Source organism: Bradyrhizobium lablabi, assembly GCF_018131005.1.
Classification (GTDB): domain Bacteria; phylum Pseudomonadota; class Alphaproteobacteria; order Rhizobiales; family Xanthobacteraceae; genus Bradyrhizobium; species Bradyrhizobium lablabi_D.
On sequence record NZ_JAFCJK010000009.1, the window covers coordinates 1 to 18,475 of the forward strand.

Sequence of the window (18,475 nt, forward strand, 5' to 3'; positions counted from 1 at the left end):
CTCCGAATCGTAGGAGCCTCAAACGGCGCCCACACCTTGGCACTCTCGCGCCGGTGGAGGAGCCGTCCACAGCATCAATAGCGGACTTCACCTTTAGCCCACCAATTCAAAGTCCGGCAGCTTGAACGTCTTGTTGTTCAACGCCTCCATGGGTCCGTAGCACCGCATCGCCGGTAGTGGGCGCTTTCCCGCTGTTGGTATCCAGTTGGCTTCCAGGCCGTCGGGGGCTTTTGGCCCGGTGTAGATGGTCACGCCGCCATCAGGGTTCTTCTTCATCTTATCGAGGTCGAACGACGACAACGTTGTTCGGTTCGAATTGCTGTAGATGAACGAGCATGTGGCGCGGTCATACACCGTCAGCGCCCAGAACTGCCTGACGGGCATATCCTTGGGCACGTCGATTTTATACGTCTTGCCCGCTTCCAGCCGCTTCCCGTTATTGTCAGCGAGCGCCATGAAATACTGCGTACCCGGATTGTCCGTCAGCATTTTCGGCATATAGGTGCACCAGAAATATTCGGCAGCGCGCTCGATGAGGTCGATCCGGTCGTCGTAAGTGAACGTGAAGGTCCGATTGTCATCTGTCTGGAGCAGCGAGGCGTAGTGCCGGTCTGGCCAATAGAGCTTGTTGGCGGGAAAATTGTCATACCACGATTGCGTGAAGTACCAGGCATCGATCGCGGCCTGCCGCATCGCGCGCTTGGCGGTCGCGTCCGGCGCAAACGGTTTGCCTTTCTCGATGCCGAGCGACTTGATCATGCCCATCATGACCTTGTCGTGCTCCTTTACGGGTTCGACACTCACGATGGCGTGCATGTCCTCGAAGAGCCGCTCGTCATAAAACGGCAGAGTGGGATAGCGCTCATTTGCCGGATCAACGAATTTCTGCTGCGGCGGATTTCCTGCCTCGGAGAGGTAATACATTCGCAGGCGCTTCGCATATTGGTACGCATCAGTCGTCGTCTTGCCCGGTGCTGGAATGGAGCGGAAAGCGAAGGCGACGCGATAATTCGGCGAGGGAACGTGGATGTAACCGTTCGGGACGTTTCCCTTGAAGTCGGGAGGCGTGAAAAGCAACTTTCCGCCCTGTCCCTTGTCGAGACCGGTAGGACCGACGTCGGCGATAGTGAGTTGCCACGCATCGACAACTTGCCCGTAGAGACTGCCGTCGGGTCCAGCCACCGGAAGTTCAAGCACGGCCGGTCCCTTGCGGAGATCCGTGAACGCGGTGATGTAAGGGGTCGTGCTGTTCGCTGTGATAGCTTCCAGCTTCGGTGTCGCGGTCGCCGAATAGGCAATGATGTCATTGTCCTTCATTCCGAGATCGGCGAAAGCCGCGCGTCGGAACGCATAAATCGCACTGGCCTGCATGCACCACAGAACACCCTCGAAGGCACGCTGATATTTGATTTGATAGTCGAAATCCTTGATCGAGCAGGTTGAGCCCGGCGGGGGCTGGCCTCCAAGCGGCTCGCGCCCATCTTGGGCCATGGCCGATGCAACGAACCCGGTTTGCGAAGCCGCATAGATAGAGGCGAGCGCTCCGGTAGCGGTTGGCAGGAAGAACTCTCGGCGGTTCATGGCATTACTCCAAGACTGTTCGGGAACTCGGTAGTAAACAGTATGGCGAACCGCGCGAAGGTTGTCCTGCGACTAATGCGTGCAGCCGTCCGCTCTGGGTCATTCGCGACCGAGTTGGCCATCGGCAAGTCCCGGCATGGTCCGCTATGCCGCCGAAAGCGGAAGTGAGCTATCCTGCGGCGACGCAGCAGGAATGACGCTGATGACCGAGACTATCGCGCCCGTCGCCCAGCCTGTCCCTCGACCGCGATCCAGAAAGCCCGCGACTGTTAGCGCGTCAGCACTGGCGCAGCATCTCGATTGCAGCCGGACCTATATCGACAAGCTCGAAGCCGAAGGCGTGATCCAGCGGCAAAGTGACGGTTTCGATCTCGATGCGGCGCGGGTGGCTTACCTCCGCTTCCTGCGGCGCGAGCGGCGGCAGTCGCCGCGCAGCGAGGCAGACGCCGAGCATGCAAAAGCAAAGGCGGCGTTGCTTCGCCTCCGCATCGCCGAGAAGCAGCGCGAGTTGGTGCCCCGGGCCGATTTTGATGCGGTCATCGATGGCATTGCCGGGGTCGTTCTCACGCACCTAAGCGGCATGGCGGCGCGGTGCTCCAACGATCTGGCGGTGCGGCGCAAGATCGACGCTGTGGTGCATGAGGTCCGCAAAGAAATGGCGAAAGTCGCCCTTGAGATGGTCGACAAGAACGGCGAGCCGCCGCTCAGCTTGCGCGGCCTTCTCGGCCTGTTTCTGCGAAAGCAGCGCGACAAGCTCGGCCGGGTCCATCGCCTTCATGGCGTAGACCTTGCTGCGCGCGACATCGACGCCGAAGGCTGGGCTGTAGTCTCCGATCTTGGTCGAGCACTGCTTGCCGGTCGTGGGATGGGTGAATTTGAAGTTGAAGGCCGTCACGCCGGACGCGGTGCGGCTGATGTACAGGCCCGGGGCTTTGCGGTCGTACACCTTGTCGCGCTGATCGACCCGCTTCTCGCACATGCGGTCGGTCAAGATGATTGCGGAATTGCGGCCCCGCTTGGCGGGCTCGGTGGTCGTGGTAGTATCGGTCATGGTTTCAGGCTCCGTGAGGGTTTGAGATCATGGGCTCGGCTTTGGGCCTCTCAGTCCTTGGAGGGTCGCGAGAGGCTTTAGGGCCGGGCCCTAGATTTGGCGAAACGCACGGAAACGCCCTGCAACAGGCTACGCGAAAACTGCTTGTTTTGAAGGGTTTTGTTGGTTTCGGCGTGTTTCACCGGGCTTCAAAATATAGCCCACACGACTTCGCCGTCCGCCTTGTGCGTGCTCGTCAGTCGGGCAATCGGCGTCCACCGCATCTCACCCAACACCCGTGACGATCGCGAAGCGCCCCTCGATCGGGTGAGACGGACAGGTTATTAAACTGATTTGCACTTCTGAAAAACAGAAATGTCTTTCGTGTCCGGACTTGCCTCGTCGGGCAAATCAGTGATTGAGCCTGGACGGCTCCAGTGGAGCCCGCGTTGCCCCGTGCAATCGGTGGATTACGCTTGGCCCAGAACTGTGTACTCACAAATCTGATGGCGTGACGCGACGAAGCGCATGTCCGCTTTGGTCACAAAGCGGCAGAGGTCGAGTGGCGGAGCAATTGTCAGAAGGCGTAGTATCGCAAAATAGTAAGGCAGCCCCGTTGATCTTGCTCACTATTCCAGTTGAATTGTGGTCGTGGATCCAGATTATTCTTCCGCCCAAGCGGCGGAACGGTGACGGAGGTCCAGCATGCGCGACGTATCGGGCGTCTACCAGAATGCCCGCACGCGCGTGGTGCGGCTCAGTGCTGTCATGTCGGGGTTGTTCGTCCTTCTCAGCATTCCCGTGCTGATCTTCATCCTGGCCTATAACTACCGGCAGAACGCAGCCGCGATCAATGCGACCTTGAACGACGTGGTCACCAAGACAAAACAAGTCGGCATCGAGGACGCGGAGAACCTGATCAATCCGGTCGCGGCTACGTTAAGGTTGATCGCGGCCGCCGCGGCAGAAAACCCGGAGCAATTTCGGAATGAAACGAGCCGGGATATGCTCTACCAGGCGCTCACCTCGGCGCCGCAGGTGGATGCGGCCTTCGTCAGCTTCGAGGACGGCTTTCATCGGGTCGTGACACGGATGGACGACGACCGCAGGCGTTCCGATCCGAACATCCCAGTGTCTGCCAACTGGCATTCCAGCTACATCGACGCCTTCGCAGGGCAACCGCGACGACTCCGGCATCGCACCTTCTACGATACCTGGCCGCATGTCGTGGGGGCATATGACGTGGAGACGATCGAGGACATCAGAACTCTTGCGGGCTACCAAGCGGCAAAGGCGACCCGATCCCTGATCGTTGAGGGACCTTGGCCCAATCCGGACACCGGCTACCCGGTCATTACTCTCAGGTACCCAATCATCAATGACGAGACCTTCATCGGCTGCGCCTCGGCCAATATCACGCTCGACGTGCTGTCCCGGTTTCTCACCACTCATCGCGCGAGTTCGCACAGCACCACGATCATCGCCGACCCGACGAAGGGTACGATCATTGCGTATCCCGACCCCAAGAAAACGGTGCGACGAGAGAGCAATCGCCTCGAACTCACCACGCTTGACACCATCGCCGACGACAACGTGCGCGAAGCCAATCGGCTGCATAGTCAGAACAACAGCGACGATTTCCTGTTCTCCTCGCCTCAGAACGGCGAAGAGATCAGCGCCTCGTTCACCCGCATTCCCGGCAATTTCGGACAGCCGTGGGAGATCATTATCCTGACACCCACCGATGACTTCGTCGGTACGCTCAAGCGGACCAACCGGCAGATGATCGTGCTGATCGCAGCCTTGACCGGCATTGAACTGGTGTTGATCTATTTCTTCGCGCGACGCTTGTCTCGGCCGATCGAAAACATATCGCGGGAACTTCGATCAGTCGAAGACCTTACGTTCTCGCACGCGACACGACCGTCGTCGAAGATCAAGGAGATAAGGGAACTGCAAACGGCATTGTCGCTGTTCGAGACTTCGCTGCGCTCGTTCTCCTGTTTCGTGCCGCTCGACGTGGTCCGCGAACTGATTAAAACCGGAACGCCGCTGACGCTTGGTGTCGAGCCGCGCTTCATGACCGTGCTGTTTGCCGATCTGCAGGATTTTTCCAGTCTGGCCGAGCAGATGACGCCAAACGATCTGCTCGCGCAATTGTCGGTCTACTTCGAGACCGTCTCGCAGGCGATTGCAGAGGAGCACGGCACAGTCGACAAATTCATCGGCGACGGCGTTATGGCTTTCTGGGGTGCGCCCGCTCGGCGCGATGACCATGTGCTGCGCGCGTGCTGCGGAGCGCTGCGGTCCGCACGGCGAATGCAGCAGCTCAATGCGGACTGGCGCGCGCAAGGACGGCCACTGCTGCGGCTCCGCATCGGGCTGCATTGCGCTGAGGTGCTGGTCGGCAACGTGGGTTCAAGCGAGCGCTTGAGCTACACTGTCATGGGCGACGGGGTTAACGTCGCCGCGCGTCTTGAAGGCATCAACAAGACTTTCGGAACTACGATCTGCATCAGCGACAGCGTGGTCGAGGCAGTCGGGTCCGACATCGTCGCCAAGCCCATTACGAAGGTTCAAGTCAAGGGTCGCAAGCACGAATTCATGATTTATGAGCTGTTGGGGATCAGAACCAGCGACGATCCGGAGCTGGCCCCGCCCGAGGGATTCGAAAAACTAGCTGAGATGACCTAGGGCGGCGTAGAGCCGATGACAACGCCTATTCCGCTGAAATCCCGATAAGCGGTGCACAAAGCGCCCCATCAATTGGTAGCCCATCTAGGAAGAGGGAGGTCCGCTTCGGGTCCAACCGCAGATCTCGCACCGCCTGCTCGACCCTCACGCCACGCACTGCGAGGCCTCCGCGGGATCGCGCGCGAATAGGCGCGTATTCTGTGCCTGGTTTTTAGCACGGCCAGCAACACGAAAGCTGCGCCAGGTGATTTTACTCATTCATGAGCGCGGTGGCGGCAACATTCAGAAAACCTCCATGACGACTTCGCCCAATCCATCAACGGTGAACAGCGCGCGGTCTCCGCTCGCAATTGAAACCGTTGGAATAACGCTGCCCGTGATTACCACCATGCCAGCTTTTAAATCACGACCACGCTCGGCAAGATGATTGGCAACCCAGGCAAGCGTTGCGTAGGGATCCTCTGCGTTGCCTTCGCCAACCGTTTTGCCACTAATGCTGAGCCGACCGGCAATGCCGACAAGGTCTCCGGCCTGAACCGCCTGGGGGTTACCCAGGACTATTCCGCCGTTCCAACAATTCTCGACGATCAACGACGAGGCATCGGTGGTGTTGTAGTCCGCGTGCCGGTCCTCGATGAGTTCGAATGCAGGCATCGCGCTCGCGACAGCAGGCGCAACAGCGTCGCGCGTCCAAGGTGCACCCGGTGCGGGCAAATCAGCTCCGAGTTTCAACGCAATCTCGCTTTCGACACGCAGATTAACGAAATCCGCCGCCCGTAGCTTCGCCGGCGACGTATGGATCGTTCGTGCAAAGATCGCTCCGCCGCATGGATGCGTGATGCCCATCAATTTCTGCATCACCTTGGTTGTGGTGGCAATCTTGGCGCCGGCAACGGGGCCATATACTGGCTCCGCAAGCCGATAATAGACCTCTTGCGCTGCGTAGGCCTCGGCGATGGATGTGGGCCGCAACTCGCTGGGCAGATTGCAAAAGGTCTGACGCCGCTGTCTCGCATTCCACATCCATCGCGCCATCGAATCCAGGCGATCGTTGTCATCCATAGTGCTTCTCCGTTGATCCCCGAACGAGATTGGGCCAGGTGTTGCCAGAGACTCGCGACCATCGCAATCCACGCGTCCGCCCCCTGTGCTTAGGAAGCCAATGATCCCGAACGGCTGCCGCGCTTCCGCCACCGCAAGCCACGACGCCGCCGCACCACCCAGAACGCAGAGAGATTGTCGCCTTCTCATGCCCGCTCCCTAAATATACCTCATAGTAATCGCTCGGATCGGCGCTTTGGTAGGGCTGAAACAAGCTTCGCAACCACATGAAGATGCTTGCTGATGCCGCCGCGGTTAAGACTCGGAAGTGTCTGGCAGCCCGATCGTTGGTCCGTTTCTGCTCCAACGTCCGAGGTAGTCGCCACCAATGGAAAGACGGCTCAAGGCCAATTGCGGTCATTCGGGATCACTCGGTCCGGGCTCGCGGTTCAGGTACTGTCCTCGGAAACTCGAGCCGATCGTGAACTGCGGATGACCGCCGGGCTCGGCGCGGCCCAGGTCCAGACTTCAAGTCGACTTGACACATAGCAATGCTAGGCATAGCATATCTATGTATTGGCGACCATCGGAGAGGGCGCACAAACATGCGCAATCGGCGTGACGTACTGGCGCTCGGGTCATTTAGCGCGATAGGGCTCATCTCATCCCGCAACCCTGCTTTCGCTGCCGGGGACCATCCGCCAGCGGTTAGTTCCGAGGCCGTCGGGAGCTCGCTTCTCGATCGGTATGTGGCGGCGGTGAATGCGCATGACACCGCCCTCTTCCCGGAACTGTTCACCGAGACCTACATTCAGCATTCAGGGCGAAGCCAATCCGGCCTCGCTGCTCAGATCGAGAATTATCATCGGATTCTGGCGTCAATGCCGGACCTCCAGTTGCGGGTCGAGGACCGCATCATTGCCGGCGACAAGGTGGTCGCACGCAGTACGTATTCGGCAACTCACACGCAAACGATCCGGGACATTCCGCCAACGGGCAAAGCCTTCACATTCAGGACCATTGATATTTGGCGCATCGAAGACGGCAAGTTCGCCGAGCACTGGGACCTTACAGACATCGCGGACGCGCTGAACAAACTGCGCGGCGGGTAGTTGGGCAGTCGCGTCGCGCTTCAGACGGAGGCCACTCTTGTTTGGGCAGGTGCATTTTCCCCAAACTTGACTGCTCGAGAGGTGAGGCATAGCGTTCAAAAACATGGAAGGAGAAATGCTCAAAGGCCACCTTGACTTGATCATGCTGGCCACTCTGGCGGCCGGTCCGGCCCATGGCTACGCCGTAATCGAGGCGATCAAGCGCAAGAGCGGGCAAGCCTTCGATCTGCCGGAAGGAACGATTTATCCGGCGCTTCATCGTCTCGAGCAAACAGGTCTCCTTTCCAGTCACTGGACGACGGCCGAATCCGGACGAAAGCGGAGGGTGTATGCCTTGACCCGCCGCGGCCGTCGCGTGTTGGCCGAGCGGTGCGCAGTCTGGGAGCGATTTTCCGTTGCAATCGATGGGCTTCTGGAAGGAACGGAGCCATGCAAGAGTCCGGCATGATTGAGGCCTATACGGAATCTCTCGCGGGCAAGCTCAATTTCAATCCATCCCTTTCGCAACGTGTGCGGCAGGAGATTCAAGATCACTTGTGGGAGGCCGCAGCGGCTGACCCTTCGGGCAATGGCCGTGAAGCGGTCCAACACGCCATTGCTAATTTCGGGGATCCGCACGTCATCGCCGCACAGTTTGCGACCGCGTGGCTCGCCAGACAGACTTGGAAGGTCGGCGTCACCATCATTTTGGTTATCACCAGCGTCTTTGTGGCCATGAAAGCCCGCGTAACTTGGTACGCCGCGGCGCAATGGATATTGAGCGATCACGTGAGGGCCGTCGCCAAGATCGTTGGTTTGATCGATGCTTGCGCTTTCTATGTGTCGGTCATTTTGGGGATCGCCGGGTGCGTCTACGTAATCGTCCGCCGTGCGCCTACAACCGCTCTGTGCGCATCGCATTGCAGCAGGCTTCGTCACCTCCTCCTCCTGAGCGCCGTGTCAGCGGCCGCACTCAGCGTCTCGGTGATCGGTGATGGAGTGCTAACTGCACTGCGGGTGGTTGGAAGAGAATTCACCGTCGAGTTCGTTGTCCCGATCTTTTCGATAGCCATCGAAATTGTGTGCGCCGGCATTCTCATCTTTAGCGTTCGAAGTATCGTTGTCCGGATGGTGCACACGGCAGCCCTGCTCAAGGCGTAACATCGACTTCTCCTGTGGACGCCTGACGGCAGCTCAGGCGCAAAAATGCTAAACACTCGAACCGAGCACACTGCGGATCGTTGCGAAGCTCTCCGAGAATGATGCCTTTGCCCGATACCAACTCGGCTGCAGGCTCCCAGGTAGAGAAATATCTTCAGCGTCTTGGAATCGATCGGCCTCTTTTATAGCTCCGTCGACCCGCGCGTTCATTATCACCATCTGATTTGCAGCTGCATCGCCTCCCTGCGAGCGGTCATAGAGCGTTGCTTCGACTATTACCGGTGCGTCGATGTCGGTCGGAACATTCTCAAAAATGATGCCTCATTCTGTGAAAGGGGAACACGCAAGTGCGCGAGTGGTCGCGACAAAAAGCTAAACAAGCACCCATGCACGCAGACCATCGGCAAGCCAGTCGTTCATCATCGCACGATGGTGACAACTCTCGGTGATGTCCGCAAGCGGCGATCGATCCCGAGAGACGAGGCCGAAATCCGACCATTCGGGTCTATCTTCAGATACTCACCGCAAGCGGTGCCGAAATCTGTGGTGTGGGGCAACGCCAAGCATTGCCCCATAAGCCCTGTAGGGCCCAAACCATGGAGCCGCGCCGCCTGGCCGTTCCAGGCCCATTCTGCCTGCTGGCGTCAACTCGCAGTCGTTCAGCACACTCCTATCGGGATATTGCGCATCAAACGAAGCCGGATTTTGAGTCGCCCACGTCGGGCACTGGGCACTTGCAGAGCTTATCACGCCAATCGACATAATCGCTGCAATAATAATAGTCCTGAATCTAATCATAGTCGCACTCCGAACGTCCTCTTTTCGTGCGGAGCATTCGCGCTGGCCGGAATCGGCTGCTCTGTTGAAAGCGTTTCCTTCGAAGTTTTTTGGACAAGAAATATCTAGGAATGCTTGTGAGAAAAGGTACCCGGTGAAAAATCACGCCTGCGCGAACGGCCGATCGGCATGCTCACCATTGCGTGACCCGCGTCCGCATCCCCACAATTGCTGCGAACGCGAACGACAATTGCGCGTTTCCGCTTTTCGTGGCGCGCTTTGAGTGTCACCATCCTCGCAAAGAACGGGAGGGCCGCTATGCGCTGGTGTGTCTCGGTCGGGGCGGTGCTTGTTGCGGGGGCGATGGTCGGAGGTGACATCGCTGGCATTGCCGCGCCGAGCCAGAAATCTCGATTCGTCGACACCAGCCACAATGTGCCATCCGTCAACGTCGAGCTCGTGATCGCCGTCGACATCTCCTACTCGATGGATATGGACGAACTTGCCACCCAACGCGAGGGCTATGCACAGGCTATCGTCTCGAAAGACTTCCTTCAGGCGCTGAGGGCCGGTCCGCGCGGCAAGGTGGCCGTGACCTATTTCGAGTGGTCGATGTCGGGCGACGAAAGGATCATCATTCCTTGGCGAGTGATCGACAGTCCGGAATCGGCGGATGCCGTGGCCGCCGAGATCATGAAAGCACCGGTTCGCCGAGGTTCGAGTACGTCGATTTCCAGCGCGATCAATTTCGCAGTGCAGCTGTTTCAAGAGAATCCCTATCGCGGTCTGCGGCGGGTCATCGATATTTCCGGCGATGGGCCGAACAACGACGGAGCCCCCGTAGTCGGCGCGCGCGACGCCGCCGTGGCGAAGGGCATCATCATCAACGGCCTGCCTATCATGGTGAAGGAGCCATCCTATTCGACGATCGATATCGAAAATCTCGATTTCTACTACGAGGATTGCGTGATCGGAGGGCCGGGCGCCTTCATCATGACGATCAAGGATCGCGAAAAATTCCAGGAAGCGATCCGGACCAAGCTTGTTCTCGAAGTTGCGGGCCTCACACCGGAGCGCCGGATCGCCCCAGCCTCCGACAAAGAGCCCCGGGTGCCCTGTCTGATCGGCGAAAGAAAATGGCAGGAGCGCAGGGGGCGGTAAGTGCCGAGACAGTCCTTCAGAGCCGCCGCACGTACAAATTTGGATCGCAGTTATCATGATCGCAGCCAGCGCCCACGCGCCAGCCCGCTTTGTGACGAGATACCGTTGAAAAGCTGAAAATGTGCCCAGGGCACATTTCTCACAAAGAGCTCGTATGCGTCAGTGCGATCACGCACGTTGACCGAGATCAATGATCGGAAGCATTCGCTGAACCATCCTAGCCGGCAATGTGTGGACGTTCCGGATCGCAGCAAGTGGGCCGCTAGTCCAGATAATCGGGAGGTGAAGCATGTACCGGCACATTCTCATTCCGACAGATGGGTCGGAACTGGCGTGGCGCGGGGTGGCGCATGGGTTGGCGTTGGCGAAATCCGTTGGAGCCAAGGTATCTGCAATCTATGTTGTGGAACCGCTTCTTGCAGTGACAGGCGACTTTGCGAGCGTGCTGGATCGCGTAGCAAATGCGGCCAAGGAGGCTGGTGTATCGTGCGAGACAGTTCAGGTGGAGAACACGCCACCTCATGAAGCCATCATTGCCGCGGCCGCGGACAAGGGCTGCGATCTCATCGTTATGTCATCGCATGGGCTCAGTGGACTTTCCATGCTTCTTATCGGCAGTGTGACAAACAAGGTGCTGACCTACGCGAAGACCCCCGTACTGGTTTGTCGATGAATAGCAGGCCGCTCGATGGGCCAAATTACGGCTAGGGAGACGCTTATTTTTCCCGCGCGTGCTGGTCGAACACGCTCAGCACGGCGAGCGTCATGGCCTCAACCCCGGTCTGGATAGTCGGCTTCGGCACTGGCGCGAACAGGGGCGAGTGGTTGCCGGGCAGTTGCGGACCTGCGCCCTCGCGGGCGGCAGCGACGCGCTCCGGTTCATACACGCCGATATTGAAGAACATCGAGGGTACGCCGGCGTTGATGAATTCCGAATAATCTTCGCTGGGCGCGTTCGGCGGCACAGGCCCGATGAACTTGTCGCCGAACGCCGCTTTCAGCACTTTTTCTGCCGTGGCGACCACGCCGGAATCATTGATCACGGCCTTGGTGCCTTCGGTGATCTTGATCTCCGGCTCCGGCGCATTCGACATGGCGGCGACCGCCTTCGCTGTCCGCTCGATACCGGCGAACATCCTGGCGCGCACCTCCGGCTTGAAGCTGCGAATGGTGCCTGCCAGCACCACATCGTCGGGAATGATGTTTACCGCGGTGCCGCCGTGGATCGTACCGATGCTGACAACGCCAAATTCGGCGGGGTCCTTTTCGCGGCTGATCACACTTTGAACATCGACGACAAAGCGCGCGGCCATCATCACGGGGTCGATGGTCGCCTGCGGCAACGCGCCGTGACCACCGCGGCCGCGGAATTTGATGTAGAGGCCGTCGGCGTTCGAGGAGCCGATCCCGACGCGATAGAGCACGGTGCCATGGGCGAAGGGGCCATCGTGCAAAGCGAAGCCGAAATCGGGCTTCGGAAATCGCGTGAACAGGCCGTCCGCCAGCATGGCCTTGGCGCCCGACACAATTTCCTCGGCCGGCTGGGCGATGAACATCAGCGTGCCGCGCCACTGGTCCTTCAGGCCAACGAGCGTCCTGGCCGTTCCCACCCAGATCGCCATATGAATGTCGTGACCGCAACTGTGGGCCACGAATGTTTCACGTCCTTGCCAGATGGTCTTGTCATGGCTCGCGTAAGCAAGGTCGGTTTTCTCTTCCATCGGCAGCGCATCGAGTTCGGTGCGTACCATGATGGTGGGGCCGTCGCCATTTTTGTAGATCGCAACCAGCCCGGTCTTGCCGACGTGCTCCGTCACCTCGAAGCCCAGGGCCTGCATCTCGGCGGCCAACTTGGCTGCCGTCTTCTCTTCCTGAAAAGCGATTTCGGGGTGAGCGTGGATGTCCTTGTAGAGCGTGTCGAGTTTTGGATAGTCGCTCTCGACCGATCTCTCGATGGCGCTCTTCAGGCTGACGACGTCAAGTTCAGCACGGGCTTGTAGCGGCAGCGAAGCGGACAGCGCAGCGGATGCAAGCAGCGTTGCAAGAAATCTGGTCATGGCAAATCGTTCCAGGTTAAACCCAGGTGTTCGCTAGAGCTTTACGACCTCGCTGGCTCTGGCGAACATTACCATATCTGGTCCTCGAGCATGATCCGGAAAAGTGTATAGCGGTTTTCCCTGGTGACAAACGCGTAGCGTTTGCGCGGAGATCATGCTCAAACAGAACTGCGGCTCGAAGCCGCGTCATGCGTCCCGCGCGTAGCTCTTCAATCGTGCGTCGAGCACCGCGAGGAGATCGTCGCGGGTGGGGTCGCGCGAGCCCTTCAGCCAGGCGGCCGCGAGCGGAAGGCGCCCGGCACGGCTGTTGCGCTTGAGCTTCAACGGCACGAAGCGGACGCCCGAGATCGCCATCCGCGAGGTCCAGCGCGGCACGATGGCAACCCCGAGCCGCGCGGCGACCATGTTGACGATCGTCTGCTTCTCGTCGGCGATCTGGTGGATGCGCGGCGTCAGGCCGGCTTCTTCGAACAGCTTCACGGTGAGATCGTGGCTGTGCGGACGCGCGCGGCGTTCCGGCACGATCAGCGGCTGGTCAGCGATGTCGGGCAGCGTGACCTGCTTGCGCCGCGCCAGCGCGTGTCCCTGCGACAGCACGACGATAGCCGTCTCCTGCAGCAATGGACGAAATTCGATGCGCTTGTCGGCGCGCTCCGGTGGCCGCACGAAGGCGAGATCGAGCGCACCCGAGAGCAGCCTAGGCAGCAGGCGGATGGTCTTGTCCTCGAGAAGCTGCACCGCCACGTCGGGATGATGGCTACGAAAATCGCGCAGCAAGGAGGGCAGCAGCCCGGCCGCGGCGCTGTCGACCGCGCCGACCCGGAAGCGCCGTGTCGACGGCCGGCGCCGACGCTTGCGAAAGCCGTCCTCGATGGCTTCGGCCTGGCCGAGCAGCGCGCGCCCGTCACGCAGCAGCGTCGCGCCGTCCTCGGTCAGCGACACCGCGCGCGTGGTGCGGGCGAACAGGCGAACGCCAACATCCTCTTCCAGCAGCTTGATGTGGCGGCCGAGCGCCGACGGCAGCATCTGCAGGCGCTGCGCCGCGCGGCCGAAATGCAGCTCCTCGGCAGCCGCCACGAAGCAGCGGAGCTGATGCAGTTCCAAGGCGCTTTCCTTTCGCTCCTGTGCGTCCGCCCCCATCATTGCGAGCGTAAGCGAAGCAATCCAAGCTGCCGCGCCGAAAGAACGGATTGCTTCGTCGCATCCGTTCCTCGCAATGACGGCAATGATTATATCATTTTTTTGTATAAACCCGAGTGGATTGAGTGGAAAGGGCCAAGCCTCTTAACCTTCCCGCCGACGCGGCAAAATTGCGTCCCATTCAAGAACAACATGAATCCGAGGGAGGCCCATGGAAAGCGAGCTTCAGACGCGCGTGCTGCGCAAGATTTCCCTGCGCATCGTTCCCTTCATCATGCTGCTCTACTTCGTGGCGTTCATCGACCGCGTCAATATCGGCTTCGCGTCGCTGACCATGAACAAGGACATCGGCCTGTCGCCTACGGTGTACGGCTTCGGGGCCGGAATTTTCTTCTGGGGCTACTTCCTGTTCGAGGTGCCTTCCAACATCATCCTGCACAAGATCGGCGCGCGGATCTGGATCGCGCGGGTGATGATCAGTTGGGGACTGGTGTCGGCGGCGATGGCGCTCGTGCAGGGCGCGACCAGCTTCTACGTGTTGCGCTTTCTGCTCGGCGCCGCCGAGGCCGGCTTCTTTCCCGGCATCATCCTCTATCTTTCCTACTGGTTCCCGGCGCGCCAGCGCGCGGCCGTCACCGCGCTGTTCATGGCCGCGGCGCCGCTGTCGACCGTGCTCGGCTCGCCGGTGTCGGGCGCCTTGCTGGAAATGGACGGCCTGCTCGGCCTCAAGGGCTGGCAATGGCTGTTCGTGCTGGAGGCCGTGCCGGCCGTCCTGCTCGGCTTCGTCGTGCTGGGCTTCCTGACCGACCGGCCGGAGCAGGCCAAATGGCTCGCCGATGACGAGCGCGCATGGCTGGTCAAGACCATGAAGGCGGAAAACGACGGCAAGGCCGCGACCGCAAGCCACAGCATCTGGAGGGGATTGGCCGATCCGCGGGTGCTGGCGCTGTCGCTGGTCTATTTCGGCACCTCTGCGGGCCTCTACACGCTCGGCGTCTGGGCGCCGCAGATCATCAAGCAGTTCGGCCTGTCGGCGATCCAGATCGGCGTGTTGAACGCGGTGCCGGCGACTGTCGCCGTCCTCGCCATGATCCTGTGGGCGCGCCATTCGGATCGCACCGGCGAACGCACCTGGCACGTCGTGCTCGCCTGCCTGGTGGCCGCAGCCGGACTTGCGCTCGCGGGACTATGGACGAGCCTCGCCGCCGTGATCGCCGCGCTGACGCTGGTCAATATCGGCATCTCTTCGTCGAAGCCGCCGCTGTGGAGCATGCCGACCATGTTCCTGTCCGGCTCGGCCGCCGCAGCCGGCATCGCCACGATCAACTCGATCGGCAATCTCGGCGGCTTTGTCGGGCCGGCCATGATCGGCTGGATCAAGGACCGGACCGGCAGCTTTGCCGGCGGACTGTTCTTCGTCGGCGGGCTGCTCGTGATCTCAGCCCTGCTCACGCTGCTGCTGTCGCGCGCAAAAGGCACGCCGGCGCCGGCTGGACCCCAACCAACTCCCGCCCGAACCCGCTAACAACTTATCCGGAGACATCCCATGCGCACTCATTCCATCGCCGCCATTCCCGCCGACGGCATCGGACCCGAAGTCATCTCCGCGGGCATCCGCGTGCTCGACGCGCTGGCCAAGCGCTCCGGCGACCTCGCCTTCACCTTCAAGACCTTCGACTGGGGCTCGGACTATTACAAGAAGCACGGCGTGATGATGCCGGCCGACGGCTTGACCGAGCTCAAGAAGTTCGACGCGATCTATTTCGGCGCGGTCGGCGCGCCCGACGTGCCCGACCACATCACGCTCTGGGGGCTGCGGCTGCCGATCTGCCAGGGCTTTGACCAGTACGCCAATGTGCGGCCGACCAAGATCCTGCCCGGCGTCGCCTCGCCGCTGCGCGATGTCGGCGTCGGCGCTCTCGACTGGGTAATCGTGCGCGAGAATTCCGAAGGCGAATATGCGGGCATGGGTGGCCGCGCGCACAAGGGCCTGCCCGAAGAGGTCGGCACCGAAGTCGCGATCTTCACCCGCGTCGGCGTCACGCGCATCATGCGCTTTGCGTTCCAGCTCGCGCAGTCGCGGCCGCGCAAATTCCTCACCGTGGTGACCAAGTCGAACGCGCAGCGCCACGGCATGGTGATGTGGGACGAGATCGCGGACGAGGTGTCGCGCGAGTTCCCCGACGTGACCTGGGACAAGATGCTGGTCGACGCCATGACGGTTCGCATGACGCTCAATCCAAAGAGCCTCGACACGATCGTCGCAACCAACCTTCATGCCGACATCCTCTCCGACCTCGCCGGCGCGCTGGCCGGCAGCCTCGGCGTCGCGCCGACCGGCAACATCGATCCGCAGCGCCGCTTCCCATCCATGTTCGAGCCAATCCACGGCTCGGCTTTCGACATCACCGGCAAGGGCATCGCCAATCCGGTCGCGACCTTCTGGACCGGCGCGCAGATGCTTGAGCATCTCGGCGAGAAGGAGCCGGCGGCACGGCTGATGGCGGCGGTCGAGAAAGTATGCGCGGCCGGCGTGTTGACGCCCGACGTCGGCGGCAAGGCGACGACGAAGGAAGTCACAGAGGCCGTGATCGACGCGATCCACGGATCGAACGTGTAAGCCGAGAAGCCGGGTACCGCATCTTCTCCCTCGCCCCGCTCGCGGGTCGAGACGAGCGGAGCTCACGCTTAGAGGGTTGGGGTGAGCGGTGCCTCAGCGCGGCCAGCCATAGATGACTCGCGGACATCCGCCTCACCCGGATCGCATCTCCGATGCGATCCGACCTCTCCTCGCAAGCGGGGCGAGGTGACTCCGAGGTCAACCCCAAAAGCAAACCGCCCGCTTGCTTTCGCAAACGGGCGGCTTCGCGGCCATTCAGGTGTTATGGGGGCATATCGCCTGAAGGCTCAGCTCTGCGGCGGCTGATCGTTCGGCGGGGTCGGACGGGTCCGATGCTGCGCCATGAAGGCATCGAACTCTTCCTTGTCCTTGGCGTGGCGCAGGCGATCGAGGAAGTTCTTGAACTCGACCTGCTCCTCCTCGAGCCGGCGCAGCGTTTCCATGCGGTACTCGTCGAAGGCGCGATTGCCGCTCGACGGCGGACCGAAGCCCCAGCCGAAGCCGCGGCCCTCCATGCGGCTCTTCATCCGATCCATCTTGTACTGCATGCGCTCCATCTTGCTCGCCCAGCGATCCCGATCGTGGTGGCTCCAGCAACCCATCTTTCTGCTCCCGAGTGTGAAAAAGAGAAGGGCAAGACCAATCGGCCACCAGATGATGAAGCCGAGGATAGTCACGGCGATCCAGCCGGGATGCCAGGGGCTCTCCAGCATACGCGGGCGATAGGGCTCTTCCACCGGACCGCGCCAACGATTGACATCTGCGGTGTAGGACATTTCCTTCTCCATGACGGCATCACGCCGTTGTGAATGTAAATAACATTTACATAGGTAGCCGATCCCGAGGGAAAGTCAAGCGGAGCGGATGACGCACCTGCCCAATTATTTTTGTAATTTTATTTCGGCCTGCCCCAGGGGCCCGCCGGCTTTTCCTCCGCAGCGGCAGCCTCTGCCCTGCGGTCGATCGGGAAGCCGAGGCCGCGCAGATAGATCAGGACCTCGGCCTCGAGCAGATCCTCTGGCGACATCGGCAGTTTGCGGCGTGCGGCGTCGCCGCGGCCGAACAGCGAGGCAACGCCATGCGACATCGACCAGATGTGCAGCGCCATCATCATCGCCGGTGGACGCGGCATGCCGGGCGGCGCCAGCGCGGCGAGCCGTTCGGCCGCGGCGCGAATGATTGCAAACGCGCGCTCGCTTGCGGCCATCAGCGTCGGGTTGGAGTCGACAGGCACACCGGATTCGAACATCGCCGAGTAGAACGCGGGCTCCTCGCGCGCGAAGCCGAGATAGGCCTTGCCGACACGCTCGAACGCCGAGATCGTGTCGGGGCGGCCGTCGTCCCAGGCCTGCGTCAGCACCGATTCGAACTGCTCGAAACCGCGCTGCGCGATGCTGGCGAGCAGTTCGTCGCGATCGCGGAAATGCCGGTAGGGCGCGGCGGGGCTGACGCCCGCCATCCGCGCGGCATCGGCAAAGGTGAAGCCGGCCGGCCCCTTTTGCGAGATCAGGTTAAGGGCGGCCTGTAGCAACGCCTCTTTCAGATTGCCGTGATGATAGCCGCGCTCGGCGCGGCGTTCGTCCTTGCGCCAGCTCATGTGAACGATCTTTACATGAGCCGGCGGGAAAGGTCACTAGCGGCTGGCCGCAGACCGGGCCCCTGGTTCGGAACGCGCGTTTCGCGCTCCTCACCAAGAGGGCTTGTTGGCGAATTAGCGGCCCGGAATCGGCAACACCGGCATGATCTCCACGGAGTCCCCCGGGAAGATGGCGAAGTGCGGGTGATTCTCGAACAGTTTGGCGGCGGCCTCCTGCGAGGGCGCGCGCACCACGGTGAAGCCGGTCAACTGGTTGACGACATCAGCGGTCCCACTGGCATCGATCTTCTTGGTCTTGCCGAGCGGGCCGCCCATCTCAACGATCACGCCCTGGTGCTTCTCGACCCAGGCTCCCCACGCGGCCATCCCCTGTTGCTCCTTGGCGCGCCGTTCAGCCTCCGGCATCGCGTGCCAGGCCGCCATCCGCGCGCCGTTCTTGCTGCCGAGATAAACGGCGAGGAAGGTGTCGTTGGTGCTCATGCTGCTTCTCCTCTGCGGTTGATAAATTGACGATCGTCGCGTGGC

Annotated in this window: 17 protein-coding genes; 8 read left to right on the forward strand and 9 right to left on the reverse strand. The window is 60.9% G+C overall.

The features are described from left to right. Positions 1-93: 93 nt before the first annotated feature. The 3 genes from JQ553_RS25085 to JQ553_RS25095 form a co-directional block, all read right to left on the reverse strand. Entirely contained in the window at positions 94-1,581 is a 1,488-nt protein-coding gene (locus JQ553_RS25085; RefSeq protein WP_212502715.1) for a DUF1254 domain-containing protein, read from the reverse strand. A 277-nt stretch (positions 1,582-1,858) separates the two neighbouring features. Next, positions 1,859-2,152, reverse strand: a complete 294-nt coding sequence (locus tag JQ553_RS25090; protein WP_212502716.1) for a hypothetical protein — start codon at positions 2,150-2,152, stop codon at positions 1,859-1,861. Then, positions 2,153-2,632, reverse strand: a complete 480-nt coding sequence (locus JQ553_RS25095; protein WP_212502717.1) for a DUF4102 domain-containing protein — start codon at positions 2,630-2,632, stop codon at positions 2,153-2,155. A gap of 684 nt (positions 2,633-3,316) precedes the next feature. On the opposite strand from JQ553_RS25095, the gene JQ553_RS25100 reads away from it, so the two are divergent. Beyond that, a complete protein-coding gene (locus JQ553_RS25100; RefSeq protein WP_212502718.1) occupies positions 3,317-5,305 on the forward strand; it encodes an adenylate/guanylate cyclase domain-containing protein in 1,989 nt (662 codons plus the stop codon). 282 nt (positions 5,306-5,587) lie between these two features. Here JQ553_RS25100 and JQ553_RS25105 read toward each other — a convergent pair whose 3' ends face one another. After that, positions 5,588-6,367, reverse strand: coding sequence for a 2-keto-4-pentenoate hydratase (locus tag JQ553_RS25105; protein ID WP_212502719.1), 780 nt, complete (start codon positions 6,365-6,367; stop codon positions 5,588-5,590). 584 nt (positions 6,368-6,951) lie between these two features. On the opposite strand from JQ553_RS25105, the gene JQ553_RS25110 reads away from it, so the two are divergent. The 5 genes from JQ553_RS25110 (at position 6,952) to JQ553_RS25130 (ending at position 11,209) form a co-directional block, all read left to right on the forward strand. Next, the gene (locus JQ553_RS25110; RefSeq protein WP_249144581.1) at positions 6,952-7,458 is read left to right on the forward strand and encodes an ester cyclase; all 507 of its coding nucleotides are present in this window, start codon (positions 6,952-6,954) and stop codon (positions 7,456-7,458) included. Between the two features lie 115 nt (positions 7,459-7,573). Next, complete coding sequence (locus JQ553_RS25115) at positions 7,574-7,906, forward strand: PadR family transcriptional regulator (protein ID WP_212502721.1); 333 nt, start codon at positions 7,574-7,576, stop codon at positions 7,904-7,906. Beyond that, positions 7,888-8,598 carry a hypothetical protein gene (locus JQ553_RS25120; protein WP_212502722.1) on the forward strand — a complete coding sequence of 237 codons (711 nt, stop codon included), beginning with the start codon at positions 7,888-7,890 and terminating at the stop codon, positions 8,596-8,598. Before JQ553_RS25115 ends, JQ553_RS25120 begins: the two co-directional genes overlap by 19 nt. Before the next feature lie 1,095 nt (positions 8,599-9,693). Further along, positions 9,694-10,536 (forward strand): DUF1194 domain-containing protein, encoded by an 843-nt coding sequence (locus JQ553_RS25125; protein WP_212502723.1) that lies wholly within the window; start codon positions 9,694-9,696, stop codon positions 10,534-10,536. A gap of 289 nt (positions 10,537-10,825) precedes the next feature. Further along, positions 10,826-11,209, forward strand: a complete 384-nt coding sequence (locus JQ553_RS25130) for a universal stress protein (RefSeq protein ID WP_212502724.1) — start codon at positions 10,826-10,828, stop codon at positions 11,207-11,209. 43 nt (positions 11,210-11,252) lie between these two features. Here the strand turns inward: JQ553_RS25130 and JQ553_RS25135 are convergent, their stop codons facing one another. Together JQ553_RS25135 and JQ553_RS25140 are read right to left on the reverse strand one after the other, a co-directional pair. Further along, entirely contained in the window at positions 11,253-12,593 is a 1,341-nt protein-coding gene (locus JQ553_RS25135) for an amidohydrolase (protein ID WP_212502725.1), read from the reverse strand. A 186-nt stretch (positions 12,594-12,779) separates the two neighbouring features. Next, complete coding sequence (locus JQ553_RS25140) at positions 12,780-13,697, reverse strand: LysR family transcriptional regulator (RefSeq protein ID WP_212502726.1); 918 nt, start codon at positions 13,695-13,697, stop codon at positions 12,780-12,782. Between the two features lie 247 nt (positions 13,698-13,944). On the opposite strand from JQ553_RS25140, the gene JQ553_RS25145 reads away from it, so the two are divergent. Further along, positions 13,945-15,258 (forward strand): MFS transporter, encoded by a 1,314-nt coding sequence (locus JQ553_RS25145; RefSeq protein WP_212502727.1) that lies wholly within the window; start codon positions 13,945-13,947, stop codon positions 15,256-15,258. A gap of 21 nt (positions 15,259-15,279) precedes the next feature. Beyond that, a complete protein-coding gene (locus JQ553_RS25150) occupies positions 15,280-16,353 on the forward strand; it encodes a tartrate dehydrogenase (RefSeq protein WP_212502728.1) in 1,074 nt (357 codons plus the stop codon). 287 nt (positions 16,354-16,640) lie between these two features. On the opposite strand, the gene JQ553_RS25155 is transcribed toward JQ553_RS25150, so the two are convergent. From JQ553_RS25155 to JQ553_RS25165, 3 genes are all read right to left on the reverse strand, one after another. After that, complete coding sequence (locus JQ553_RS25155; RefSeq protein WP_212502729.1) at positions 16,641-17,129, reverse strand: DUF2852 domain-containing protein; 489 nt, start codon at positions 17,127-17,129, stop codon at positions 16,641-16,643. 119 nt (positions 17,130-17,248) lie between these two features. After that, positions 17,249-17,950 carry a TetR/AcrR family transcriptional regulator gene (locus JQ553_RS25160; protein ID WP_212502730.1) on the reverse strand — a complete coding sequence of 234 codons (702 nt, stop codon included), beginning with the start codon at positions 17,948-17,950 and terminating at the stop codon, positions 17,249-17,251. Positions 17,951-18,064: 114 nt separating this feature from the next. After that, a complete protein-coding gene (locus tag JQ553_RS25165; RefSeq protein WP_212502731.1) occupies positions 18,065-18,430 on the reverse strand; it encodes a YciI family protein in 366 nt (121 codons plus the stop codon). Between the last annotated feature and the right edge of the window lie 45 nt (positions 18,431-18,475).

Excerpts from the sequence above, each read along its gene's own strand:
- JQ553_RS25085 (WP_212502715.1), bottom strand. The coding sequence starts at position 1,581 with ATGAACCGCCGAGAGTTCTTCCTGCCAACCGCTACCGGAGCGCTCGCC.
- JQ553_RS25095 (WP_212502717.1), bottom strand. The coding sequence starts at position 2,632 with ATGACCGATACTACCACGACCACCGAGCCCGCCAAGCGGGGCCGCAAT.
- JQ553_RS25100 (WP_212502718.1), top strand. The coding sequence starts at position 3,317 with ATGCGCGACGTATCGGGCGTCTACCAGAATGCCCGCACGCGCGTGGTG.
- JQ553_RS25105 (WP_212502719.1), bottom strand. The coding sequence starts at position 6,367 with ATGGATGACAACGATCGCCTGGATTCGATGGCGCGATGGATGTGGAAT.
- JQ553_RS25110 (WP_249144581.1), top strand. The coding sequence starts at position 6,952 with ATGCGCAATCGGCGTGACGTACTGGCGCTCGGGTCATTTAGCGCGATA.
- JQ553_RS25115 (WP_212502721.1), top strand. The coding sequence starts at position 7,574 with ATGCTCAAAGGCCACCTTGACTTGATCATGCTGGCCACTCTGGCGGCC.
- JQ553_RS25120 (WP_212502722.1), top strand. The coding sequence starts at position 7,888 with ATGCAAGAGTCCGGCATGATTGAGGCCTATACGGAATCTCTCGCGGGC.
- JQ553_RS25125 (WP_212502723.1), top strand. The coding sequence starts at position 9,694 with ATGCGCTGGTGTGTCTCGGTCGGGGCGGTGCTTGTTGCGGGGGCGATG.
- JQ553_RS25130 (WP_212502724.1), top strand. The coding sequence starts at position 10,826 with ATGTACCGGCACATTCTCATTCCGACAGATGGGTCGGAACTGGCGTGG.
- JQ553_RS25135 (WP_212502725.1), bottom strand. The coding sequence starts at position 12,593 with ATGACCAGATTTCTTGCAACGCTGCTTGCATCCGCTGCGCTGTCCGCT.
- JQ553_RS25145 (WP_212502727.1), top strand. The coding sequence starts at position 13,945 with ATGGAAAGCGAGCTTCAGACGCGCGTGCTGCGCAAGATTTCCCTGCGC.
- JQ553_RS25150 (WP_212502728.1), top strand. The coding sequence starts at position 15,280 with ATGCGCACTCATTCCATCGCCGCCATTCCCGCCGACGGCATCGGACCC.
- JQ553_RS25155 (WP_212502729.1), bottom strand. The coding sequence starts at position 17,129 with ATGTCCTACACCGCAGATGTCAATCGTTGGCGCGGTCCGGTGGAAGAG.
- JQ553_RS25160 (WP_212502730.1), bottom strand. The coding sequence starts at position 17,950 with ATGAGCTGGCGCAAGGACGAACGCCGCGCCGAGCGCGGCTATCATCAC.
- JQ553_RS25165 (WP_212502731.1), bottom strand. The coding sequence starts at position 18,430 with ATGAGCACCAACGACACCTTCCTCGCCGTTTATCTCGGCAGCAAGAAC.